Source organism: Leptospira vanthielii serovar Holland str. Waz Holland = ATCC 700522 (genome assembly GCF_000332455.1).
Taxonomy (GTDB): Bacteria; Spirochaetota; Leptospiria; order Leptospirales; family Leptospiraceae; genus Leptospira_A; species Leptospira_A vanthielii.
In genome coordinates this window covers 1-10,000 of sequence record NZ_AOGY02000072.1, presented here as the reverse complement: position 1 = coordinate 10,000, position 10,000 = coordinate 1, and the positions used below count along the sequence as shown (strand labels likewise).

General features: G+C 37.6%; 11 protein-coding genes (1 of these 11 cut by a window edge). 6 read left to right on the top strand and 5 right to left on the bottom strand.

What is annotated here, in order from left to right; translation table 11 throughout:
- From LEP1GSC199_RS20570 to LEP1GSC199_RS17785, 3 genes are all read right to left on the bottom strand, one after another.
- Positions 1-377: the 5' portion of a TetR/AcrR family transcriptional regulator gene (locus LEP1GSC199_RS20570; RefSeq protein WP_002989172.1), read on the bottom strand. Its footprint begins 178 nt before the window's first position; 377 of the gene's 555 nt are visible here — the first part of the coding sequence; the start codon lies at positions 375-377; the stop codon falls past the left edge of the window.
- A 519-nt stretch (positions 378-896) separates the two neighbouring features.
- On the bottom strand, positions 897-1,619 hold the full coding sequence (locus LEP1GSC199_RS17790) for an IS3 family transposase (RefSeq protein WP_232420844.1): 723 nt from the start codon (positions 1,617-1,619) through the stop codon (positions 897-899).
- Positions 1,620-1,715: 96 nt separating this feature from the next.
- A complete protein-coding gene (locus tag LEP1GSC199_RS17785) occupies positions 1,716-2,054 on the bottom strand; it encodes a TfoX/Sxy family protein (protein WP_083901977.1) in 339 nt (112 codons plus the stop codon).
- Positions 2,055-2,832: 778 nt separating this feature from the next.
- Here LEP1GSC199_RS17785 and LEP1GSC199_RS17780 point away from each other — a divergent pair.
- The 6 genes from LEP1GSC199_RS17780 (at position 2,833) to LEP1GSC199_RS17755 (ending at position 7,601) form a co-directional block, all read left to right on the top strand.
- Entirely contained in the window at positions 2,833-3,819 is a 987-nt protein-coding gene (locus LEP1GSC199_RS17780; protein ID WP_232420833.1) for an alpha/beta hydrolase, read from the top strand.
- 18 nt (positions 3,820-3,837) lie between these two features.
- Entirely contained in the window at positions 3,838-4,194 is a 357-nt protein-coding gene (locus LEP1GSC199_RS17775; protein ID WP_002989611.1) for a YciI family protein, read from the top strand.
- Positions 4,195-4,222: 28 nt separating this feature from the next.
- The gene (locus LEP1GSC199_RS17770; RefSeq protein WP_002989416.1) at positions 4,223-5,440 is read left to right on the top strand and encodes an RNA polymerase sigma factor; all 1,218 of its coding nucleotides are present in this window, start codon (positions 4,223-4,225) and stop codon (positions 5,438-5,440) included.
- Positions 5,441-5,505: 65 nt separating this feature from the next.
- Positions 5,506-6,084: an RNA polymerase sigma factor gene (locus LEP1GSC199_RS17765; protein WP_002989451.1), complete on the top strand. Its 579-nt coding sequence runs from the start codon at positions 5,506-5,508 to the stop codon at positions 6,082-6,084.
- 9 nt (positions 6,085-6,093) lie between these two features.
- The gene (locus LEP1GSC199_RS17760; protein ID WP_002989312.1) at positions 6,094-6,657 is read left to right on the top strand and encodes a ClpP family protease; all 564 of its coding nucleotides are present in this window, start codon (positions 6,094-6,096) and stop codon (positions 6,655-6,657) included.
- Complete coding sequence (locus tag LEP1GSC199_RS17755; RefSeq protein ID WP_002989582.1) at positions 6,657-7,601, top strand: MBL fold metallo-hydrolase; 945 nt, start codon at positions 6,657-6,659, stop codon at positions 7,599-7,601. The genes LEP1GSC199_RS17760 and LEP1GSC199_RS17755 overlap by 1 nt, the downstream gene beginning before the upstream one ends.
- Before the next feature lie 28 nt (positions 7,602-7,629).
- Here LEP1GSC199_RS17755 and LEP1GSC199_RS17750 read toward each other — a convergent pair whose 3' ends face one another.
- Both LEP1GSC199_RS17750 and LEP1GSC199_RS17745 read right to left on the bottom strand, forming a co-directional pair.
- Positions 7,630-9,192 (bottom strand): aldehyde dehydrogenase family protein, encoded by a 1,563-nt coding sequence (locus tag LEP1GSC199_RS17750; RefSeq protein ID WP_002989557.1) that lies wholly within the window; start codon positions 9,190-9,192, stop codon positions 7,630-7,632.
- Positions 9,182-10,000: proline dehydrogenase family protein (locus LEP1GSC199_RS17745; protein WP_039927395.1), on the bottom strand; the 819-nt coding region annotated here is incomplete at its 5' end. The genes LEP1GSC199_RS17745 and LEP1GSC199_RS17750, both read right to left, overlap by 11 nt.

Here is a 10,000-nt window from a genome sequence, read left to right as displayed (position 1 = left end):
CCGCAGGCCGCCATACTTTCCTCAAGAATTGACCGAACTCTCTTTGGGAGAAGACCAAGTTCTGGCACTATGCACGCTAAATAGTCGCCAAACTGATTCTCCGATAGTATAACAAGACGAAAAAACTCTCGAATATTTTCCCAGCCAAGCGGATCCCTACCTAAAATCTTCCTTGAGGGATGGTTTTGTTTGTAGTGATGAATTGTTTGAATAAAAAGATCGTCTTTGTCTTTGAATTCAGAATATAGGCCGGACTTAAAAACACCAGTCGCTTTTTCAATGTCTTTGAGACTTGAGCTTGCAAAGCCTTTTTCCCAAAAGACATGCATTGCCTTTTCTATAACTTCTGTTCGATCAAACTGCTTGTGTCTTCCCATTATTAAATTTTAGACCATGCCAATTGAATGCCATGTTCCGATATCTCATTGATTTCCATAAAGATCAATCCTGGCTAAATCAAAAGTATTCCCCATAATTGGCCTCTATTTTGCCATTAGAAAAATGAATATGGCATGTCAAAGGCCACCATTACCAACATCGTTTTGAGTCACTCATTACATAAAAAATAGTCACAGGTACCTGTGGATTTTTGTCATAAGGTCTTTAATCACATAGCAAAGTGCTAAGGGTTTTTCGAAGATCCAGTCGCCAATCCCAGAAGGGACCCTCTTGTACTCGTGACAGATTGACCATTTTAGGAAACCAATCGGCTTCAAGGCGACTATATTTTCGGGGGAAGCTCAAAAAAAATAAGACAAAATTTTCTATGAGATATTGCGAGCCTCGGCCATTTAATTTGGTTTTTTTTGAGGATAGATATGGTTATTAGATCGAAAATTAGTCTTCTTTAAAATGTTTCGGAGGATCTCTGGTGACGTTCCTAAGTAAAAATATACTCACGCATAGGCATAAAATTCATTTTCAAATGTAACAGGAGCTTTGTATCCAATTCTAGAATGCAAACGCTTTCTGTTATAAAAAACTTCAATATACTCAAAAAGAGAACTTTGAGTCTGTTCTAAGGAATGGAAGTTCTTATAGTTTGTAAACTCTCTTTTCAGTGTAGCAAAAAAAGATTCAGCAGGAGCATTGTCCCAACAATTTCCTTTCCTACTCATACTTTGAATGAATCCTTTTGACGTTAGTTTCTCACGAAACTCTTTACTCGCATACTGACTTCCTCTATCAGAATGGATGATAAGTCCTTCATTTGGTTTTTGGTTCTCAACAGCATTTTCAAGTGCCCTCATAACGAGAGAAGTTTTCATATGAGTATCAACAGCCCATCCAACAATCTTCTTTGTGCATATATCTTTAAATTTACATAGATATAGAAATCCAAACAAATAGGGAATGTAGGTTATATCAGTTACATACACTGTGTTTGGTGTTGAAACCTCAAAGTTTTGTTCAAGCAAGTTTGGACTAATAGCTTCTTCATGATTGGAATTTGTTGTCACAGGTGGCTTGAATTTCCTTGTTGTAATGGCTTTAATCCCATTTTCTCGCATAATTTTAGCCACAGTGGGTAAACTGACTTTGATTCCCCTTGCTCTTAGTTCTTTCTGAACTCTCGGACTTCCGTAAGAAAGTAGATCTCCCTTGTGGAATCTTCTAATTTCAGATGCGATTCATTGTTTTTTTGATTCAATACCGTTCAAAAAAAATTGACCCGCAAAAAACATTTGAACTTTTACAGTTCCCAAATAACTTTTTTATTTTCTTTGGGGAAAAGTTTTTTTTTGACTCGTTTTCTTGTTTTTTTTCTTAGCTGGTGGAGATTTTTTATTGTATTCGAGAGATAATTGAATCCAATACTCAATTTCTTTTTTTGTTTTTATATCTTCTTCCTTAACAAAAACAAATCCTTTCATCAGGTGTCCGTTATGGATCATTGGGCGAGCCTTTTTCTTTGATAGAATGGATTCAACAGTTTCAGGATCGATTCTGCACATGATTTCATCATTTCTAACACAGACGCACATTTTATCGTTTACCATAAAACATAAACCACCAAACATTTTTTTCTCTTCCACATCCGTCTGTCCTTCCATAGACTTCCGAACACTTTCCAATAATTTCTCATTGATAGCCATATATTTGAAAGATATAGGATAAATTTTTAGAAATGTAAACTTGTTTTAATATAAGGGTATAAAATTCATGAAGAAAGAAAGCGCAATTTACTTCAGGCAAAAGTTAGATGCTTTTTTCTCTGTAATAGAAAGGGAATTCAAAGGTAGTTAGGGTGGTTTGATCTTTGAATCTAGGTTATTATGGAGAATTAGAATGTGATAAATAAGGAAACAACAGTTTGTTCTAAATTTTAATTATTGATTTTTAAGAAACAAAGTGGCCGGAAGTTAAATTGACTTGTTGAAAAATTTTTTGTAATCATAAGAAATACAAGGCCTGCTTTTATTTAAAGATAGGAAAAGGGAAACCTAGGAAATATAATTGGTTCGGTTTCGCGAGAGGGATAGTAAGGGCGCGTTAGCGGTCGCTATGCGACCGAAGCCCTGGATAGCCCGACCCCAATATTTTGAGAATTTATTCAAAGAATAAGAGACAAATTTCGATATTTCTCCAAGTGTTTGGGGACTCGCCCCGAAGAGATTGTCCTTATATGGATGCGAATCTACAAACCCCCGCCCGAGTTAGGCCATGCGGGGAGTGGCTCGTGGGATGTCCGAAATTCCCCTATAACCTAATTTCCTCATACTGCCACTTACATTTCCAAATACTCCATTTTTATTCCAAATCTTTTCGCTTTTTTGCCGCACTTTGTCCAGTTTTTCAATCTTCATTTGATATCTAAAAAAGGAGATGAGTATGCCCAATAAATTACTAAACATAACACCCAGAGGAAATAGGATTTTGCGTAGTCTTGGCTATTTTTCGTTGATCATTTTATTTCTGATCCTCGGTACTTTTACATTCGGAATCTGGTCAGCCAGTAACCAGATTCTCTATCCAGTATGGAAAGGGATCAATAAGGATTTTCAGGAGTGTGGTATCGAAGGTAAAAAAGTTTGGGGAAAATTTTGTGGAAATATCCGCCTAACAAAAGAATTCCATTTTCGAGAGATTACGATTCCTTCGCTTAACGGATATAATTTGCCTGGTTGGTTTGTTCCCACTCACACAAATGGAATTGTCCTCCATAAAGGAGTGATTTTACTCATACACGGAGGAGGGGCTGATCGAAGAGAACTCACTCGCTTTATTCCTTTTTATCTAAACCAAGGTTTTGATGTGCTGAGTTTTGATCTCTCTTGTCATGGAGAAGCGCCATGTTTTGTCCCGGGCCTTAGTTTCGGCAACCGTGAATCTCGTGATGTTTTGTCGGCATATTTGTATGTATCCAAAAAATATAAGAATATTCTAATGATGGGATCTTCCGTAGGAGGATCTTCGATTTTAGTATCACTTCCTTTTCTGAAAGGAGTAAAGGCTGTGATCGTTGAGAATCCTATGCTCAGTTTTGAAAAGTTGATTTTGGATTCTCCCGAATCGGCTAGACTACCATCTTGGTTGGTTCGGATTTTGTTTGGACTCGTAATGAGTAGGGGAAAATTCGACTCTCTTTCTAGTCCCGAAAACTCTTTACCTTTTGCTAGTTCTGTGCCTCTATTTCTGATACATAGCAAAAATGACTCTGTGGTTTCTTATCAACATTCGGAGTCTCTTGCGAGGATCTATCCCGGTCCAAGTGATGTTTGGTTTCCCGATTCCGGTTCTCATGGACTTGTTTGGGAAGCGAATCAAGCCGAATATGAAACAAAGGTTCGCAATTTTATTCGTAGAAATTTAGATTAATGGAAAGCGAGTTAGAAAATGGAAGATTACTTAATATTAATGCGACTAGATATTCTTACAAAGGAAGCCCAGCCTTCTCCCGAACAATTGCAGGTTTATATGAAGCAGTATCAGGAATGGGTAAATAGTATTGTCGCCCAAAAGAAGTTCAAGTCTGGAACGGCCCTGTCTACGGAAGGAAAGGTGATTCAGGCGAATCATATCATCACTGACGGTCCTTATGTGGAAACAAAAGAATCACTTGCTGGTTTTATCATCATTCAAGCAGAAAACTTTGAAGACGCTACTAATATAGCAAAAAACTGCCCTATCTTAATGGGAGAAGGAAATAGTGTAGAGGTAAGAAAGGTTATGGGTATCCATATGGAAGAATAATGATCACCAGATATATTCATAAACTCTAATGGCTGATTTGGATCTTTTACCGCATTTGTTTAGGACTGAATATTCTAAGATTGTATCCGTCCTTTGTAAACGATATGGATTTTATCAAATTGAAATTGCAGAGGATATCGCAAGTGAAACTTTTTTGACTGCATCGCAAACTTGGGGATTTAATGGAATCCCAGAGAACCCTGTGGCCTGGTTGTATGCAGTCGCCAGGAATAAAGCGAAGAACCTCATCCACAGAGAGTCTATTTTTCAGAACAAAATACTTCCCGCTTACCAACGAGAAATAATTATATTCGAACCGGAACTAGATCTCTCAGAAGAAAATATCCGAGATAGCCAACTCAGAATGATCTTTGCCATATCTCATCCTTCTATTCCCTTAGAGTCCCAAATTGGTTTATCACTTCGAATTTTATGTGGATTTGGGATCGAAGAAATTGCGAGAGCTTTTTTTACCAATAAGGAGACGATCAATAAGAGGTTGTTTCGTGCTAAGGAAAAACTTAGAGAAAAGAACGTATCGTTGGAATTTCCTAATTCTTTGGAATTGGAAGAGAGGTTTTCCTCTGTTCTTGGGACCATTTATCTATTGTTTAACGAAGGTTATCATTCTCAGACCCAAGACAGAATACTAAGAAAGGATTTTTGTTTGGAAGCAATCCGCCTTTGTTCCATTCTTCTGGAAAATAAAGATACTAACACTTCTGAAGTAAATGCACTTCTTTCCCTTCTTTGTTTCCATATTTCGAGATTTGAAGCAAGGTTAGATGGAGAAGGTGAAATTATTCTTTATGGAGATCAAGATCGAACACTTTGGAATTTAGACTTTATTAAAAAAGGAGAATATTTCTTTTTCCAGTCAAGTAAGGAACCCAGGTTTTCCAAATACCATCTGGAGGCAGCTATTGCTTACTGGCATACCCGCACAGAGAAAACCGAGAAAATATGGGAGACGATTTCCCAACTTTATACTGGACTTTTGGAGTTAGAACCTTCTCCGCAACTTTTATTAAATCGAGCTTATGCTCTTTTTAAGGCAAAGGGTAGAGATGCTGCTCTAAAGGAATTGGAAGGTCTAGGTCTAAAAACGAATCCATACTATTTTTTTCTATTGGGAGAATTACATTCAAAATTAGAACCGGAAAAAGCAGAGATATATTATAATAAGGCACTGGATTTCGCAAAAACTGAATTGGATAAGTCAGCGATTCTGCGGAGGATGGTTTAATTTAATATACAAAAGAAATACATTTTTTAAGAACTAAATTGAGGTAAACCGGGACCTTTAAGCGTATGAATGACAAATCCTACATTGAACTTTTGAACCAAGCTAAGTCTGGCGACCTCCGGGCCTGGACAATTTTACAAAATCGCTTTTCTAATTTTGCCACCAATTTTGCCTCTAAAATTCTAAAAGATGAAGATCTTTCGCAAGACGTAGTCCAGGAATCTTTTTGGGATCTTTACCGCAACCTGGAAAAAATAACCACTCCAGCCGCTTTCCCTTCTTTGCTTAAAAGAGCTCTTATCAAACACGTAGATCGTATTTTGAGAAAGAAAGAAAATCAAAATTTAGTTTTTGTGGATCCGATGCAGATGGATCAAAATTCAGTAGAATTACATTCCTCATATTTAGAAAAAGAATGTTATGAAACCATTTTTAAGAATGTCCAAAAATTAGATCCAGATGATCAAAAAATAATCGAACTGCATTATTACCAAAATTATTCCTTAGTTGAAATCTCCAAATCAGAAGGAAAAACATTGTCGTTTATCAAAAAAAGACATATCTACCTCAAGAGAATTCTCCGAACCGGAATTGGTGAGACTTTTCGCCCAGAGGCAAATGCAGCAAATCTGATGGTGGCATAGGAGATCAAATTGGAAGCAACTCAAGTTTATTCAAATGGACAAATTGAAAATGTATACTTGGAACAAAGAAAAGTTTTTCTTTGGGGTGAGGTAAACGATAATTCCGCGAGGTATTTAATTGATCGATTTCTATATCTCGAAGCTATAGATCCGACAAGACCAATTACACTTTATATTCATTCTCCTGGCGGGTCAACTTATGCAGGTTTGGCGATTTTGGACGTAATGAATCACCTTCACAATCCGGTATATACTACTTGTTTGGGAATGGCTATGTCTTTTGGTGCCGTTTTACTTCTTGCTGGTGCCAAAGGATTTCGTTTTGCTTATCCTCATAGTAAAGTTCTCATTCACCAACCACATGTTATGGGAGAATTTAAGGGGCCTGCTGAAGACATCCGAATATTTGCGGAATCCGTTAGAAGAGAAAAAGATTTGTTAAACGAAATTATGGCTAATGCCACAGGTCAACCAGCGGAAAAGTTAAAGGAAGATACGGAACGTGATACATGGTTTACTGCCAAAGAGGCATTGGATTATGGTATCATTGATAAGATTATTGGAGTCACTTAATGTTATATCGTATGATTAAAATCGATTTTTTATTCTTTTGCATCTTGGCCATTTCCTGTCAGGTAACCTCACATAAAGTAACTCCTTATCTATCGAATCGTTCTAGTGAAACCGTTCCATTCTCTCCGAAACCAAAAGTTTGGGCCGAATTCCAAGCGGTCAAAGTGGCGGATTGGGAAGCCTCTCTTGCTGGACTTTTGGATTTGGATGATCCTAAAGCGAAAGCTGCCGGTTTAAAGGATCGGCTCGAACCGATTTCGATCTATTTTTACCTAGTCAAACACCCGAAATTCGGAACTTTTATGATCGATTCTGGAATGGGAGAAAATTTTCCTAAGGGTAAGGATGGGCGTCTTGTTAGTTCTATTGTGGAATCGCAGATGCATTTTGATAAACTAAAAATTTATGAAACGACCAAATCCTATTTGTCCAAAAACAAAATAGATTTAAAGGGAGTATTCTTCACTCATTTGCATTTAGACCATACACTTGGTGCTTATGAAATAGATAGATCTGTTCCCTTTTATGTTGGGCCAGGTGAGGTAACAAGCAAATATTTTATTAACCTATTTGTGCAAGGATCCACCAATCGTCTGTTAGGAGAAAATCCAAATTTAGTTCAATTTGATTTTGGTAAGAGTCAAAATGAGATATCAGTTTTTGATTTTTTTGGTGACCAAAGTTTTTTTGTTCTATTTGTACCTGGACATACGCCGGGAAGTTTGGCATTTTACATTCCCTCAATGGAAGGTGGCCATTTGGTACTTGGGGATTCTTGCCACACTAGGTGGGGCTGGAAAGAGGGGGTCACTCCGGGTGCTTTTACAACGGACCGCAAACTCAATCGGAAAAGTTTGGACTTTTTAAAAGGATTGGCAGATACACATAAACCTAAGTTTGTCTATCCGGGCCACCAAGAAAGAATTTCTAGTTTAGAAAAGTAGTAAGAGACTTACGTGATCCTTGGGTTTTTCATTGGAGTGTATCTCTTGAGAAACCTTGGCGCATTGTGTTTTCCGTATAGGTTTTTCCTTCCACAAAAAGATGTAAATATTCTGGTCCACCAGCTTTAGCTCCAGTTCCTGAAAGCTTCCCGCCACCAAACGGTTGTCTTTTGACAACGGCTCCCGTAATCCCACGGTTGATGTACAAATTTCCTGCTTCTATTTCTAATTTTGCCTGCAATATATGTTTTGGATTTCGAGAAATGACTCCACAGGTAAGTGCGTAGTCGGAGTCATTGGCATACTGGATTCCTTCCGCAAAACTAGAAATTTTTTGCATAGAAAGTAATGGTCCAAAGATTTCAGAAGTCCACATAGAAGAAAAAATGGGTGGTTCATATAAACTTGGTGGAATATAAAATCCTGTATTGGGGACCAAGGTTGTTTTGCCGATTAAAAAACTCTCATTCTCCTTTTGTAATTTCAGAAGTCTTAAAAAACTTTCTTCGTGGATCACAGGGCCAATTCGATTTTCAAAATCTAAGGGTGAACCAATCAGTAAACCATCCATGGCAGCAATTAATCTTTCTTTTAGTTTATCGTAACAATCGTTATGTACGAAAAGACGAGAGAGTGCACTACATTTTTGGCCTTGGAAACCGAAGGCAGAGGAAAGGATGGCTTGGATTGCAACGTCTATGTCAGCATCTGCATCCACAATCATTGCATTTTTTCCACCTAACTCACAGACCAGTTTTTTGATCATACTTTGTCCAGGAGAAACAATTGAAGCCTTCCTGAGTATGGAAAGACCCACATCTCTGGAACCAGTAAAATTAATTACGGAAACCTCTGGGTGAGTCACAATCGCTTCTCCGATTTCAGAACCAAACCCTGGTAAAAAATGAAAAACTTCTTTTGGTACGCCTGCTTCCCAAAAACATTTTGTTATCTCATAAGCTGTCGCAGAAGTTTCTTCTGCAGGTTTTGCTAGCACAATGTTACCTGTGACGAGAGGGCCTGCACACATACCGGTAAATATGGCCATGGGAAAATTCCAAGGAGAGATACATCCGATAATTCCTTTCGGTTGGTAGTAGTATAAATTGTCTTCACCTAACAAGTTAATACTTTTGGGTAGAAGTTGATCACGGGCGAAATCTGCATAGTAACGACAAAAATCGACGGCTTCCGCAAATTCAATTTCTGCTTCCGTGATATGTTTCCCTGTTTCCCAAATGCACACAGAGATAATGAAATCTTTTTTACTCACTAATTTTTCTGCGACTTTGATGAACAAATGGGAACGATCTTCTTGGGACCGGTGTTTCCATTGATTCCCATATTTTTTGGAAATTTGAATCGCTTCCTCTAAATCATTGGCAGTGGTTAGAGATACCCTGGATACAACGAGATCTGGTGACCATGGATTTTTATGAACAAAACGATTTGTCGAAAATTTCTCCGTACCCCCGACAGAAATGGGAACTTCGAATGGGATCGATTTTTTAATAGAATTTAATACAGAACGTAAGGTGTTTCTTTCTGTATCCATTGAAAAGTCTCGAATGGTTTCATTTTTAAATTCCATTGTTTGTTTCCTTTTTGGGATTGATGATTAAGGAATCTAAGTTTTTTCCAAGACTCATTTGGTATAAAAAACCTTGGTTGGAGGTATTCTCCAATAATCTTCGAATCAAGTATGCCATTCCCGGAAGTAAGGATCCAATGGGAGAGTATTCTCTGATTTTGATTCCCATAGATTCTAATCCGGCTTTGTATTTTCCTGCCATTCCATATAACATCTGAATCTCAAAATCAAAAACAGATTGTTGATTTGTATGATATAAGATAAATGCAAGCGAACGAAGGTTATGTGTTCCGAATGCGGATCGAAGGTAGGGACTTGATTCCAAAAGAAATAAAACATTCTCTTCAAATTTTATATCTGTTTCCCTTTTTGTATCAAAAACAGGCGAAACCCAACCGCGTTCTTCAGCTTTAATACGTTCATATTCTAAGTAAGCCCCCTTCACAAGTCGAATGGTGATGGGAACTCCTCGGGCCTTTGCATACTCTTTCCAAGTTATTAATTCCTCTTTGGAAGATTTTAAATAAGATTGTACTACGATACCAAAGTGAGGATATGATTGGAATTCTTCTTCTATAAACAAATTCATTGCTGTTTTCGTAATGATCGACTTGAGATCGTATTGTTCCATGTCTAAGTTGATTCCGATTCCTTTCTTCATTGCCAAACGAAGGATGGGGCGAAGAACTTCTTTTAAATAATGGATACTCATCTCTTCGGATTCTGGATATAATCTTGTTTCTATCCCTGAACATTTGATCGAAATATTGGTTCGTAGCGTGGCGTCGATGTTTGTCATACGTGGCGT

What these genes read in the sequence shown, in the direction of transcription:
- LEP1GSC199_RS17785 (WP_083901977.1), bottom strand. Translation starts at nt 2,054, where the DNA reads ATGGAAGGACAGACGGATGTGGAAGAGAAAAAAATGTTTGGTGGTTTA.
- LEP1GSC199_RS17780 (WP_232420833.1), top strand. Translation starts at nt 2,833, where the DNA reads ATGCCCAATAAATTACTAAACATAACACCCAGAGGAAATAGGATTTTG.
- LEP1GSC199_RS17775 (WP_002989611.1), top strand. Translation starts at nt 3,838, where the DNA reads ATGGAAGATTACTTAATATTAATGCGACTAGATATTCTTACAAAGGAA.
- LEP1GSC199_RS17770 (WP_002989416.1), top strand. Translation starts at nt 4,223, where the DNA reads ATGGCTGATTTGGATCTTTTACCGCATTTGTTTAGGACTGAATATTCT.
- LEP1GSC199_RS17765 (WP_002989451.1), top strand. Translation starts at nt 5,506, where the DNA reads ATGAATGACAAATCCTACATTGAACTTTTGAACCAAGCTAAGTCTGGC.
- LEP1GSC199_RS17755 (WP_002989582.1), top strand. Translation starts at nt 6,657, where the DNA reads ATGTTATATCGTATGATTAAAATCGATTTTTTATTCTTTTGCATCTTG.
- LEP1GSC199_RS17750 (WP_002989557.1), bottom strand. Translation starts at nt 9,192, where the DNA reads ATGGAATTTAAAAATGAAACCATTCGAGACTTTTCAATGGATACAGAA.